1 pseudogene is annotated in these 261 nt (G+C 65.9%); it reads left to right on the top strand.

The annotated features are described in order from the left end of the window. Window positions 1-77 precede the first annotated feature (77 nt). Window positions 78-261 (top strand): annotated as a pseudogene (locus FAZ69_RS33645) (group II intron reverse transcriptase/maturase); the annotation flags it as partial.

The following is a 261-nucleotide window of genomic DNA, read 5'->3' as shown; positions in this document are numbered from 1 at the left end:
AGGCCGTAGTAGCAGCCGGTTGGTGGCGAAGGGCCGAACGAGTAGGAGGGCCGAAGGCCGTGTCGCTTGGACGTGCAGTGCATCAGAAGGCCGCGCAGGCGGCGCGCAACGCGGGACGGCGAGGTGAAGCCGAGCCGGAAGCGGTGCGTGATGAAGCACGGACGGCGCGAGACGAAACTGGAGGCTTGGGGCGAGACAGTCTGCTATCGCAGGTGCTCGCGAGAGCGAATCTGGTGATGGCGTGGAAACGCGTCAAAGCCA

It is taken from the genome of Trinickia terrae (genome assembly GCF_005144415.1).
Classification (GTDB): domain Bacteria; phylum Pseudomonadota; class Gammaproteobacteria; order Burkholderiales; family Burkholderiaceae; genus Trinickia_A; species Trinickia_A terrae.
The sequence above is the reverse complement of the archived record's forward strand: the minus strand, read 5'-3'. Positions and strand labels throughout refer to the sequence as shown.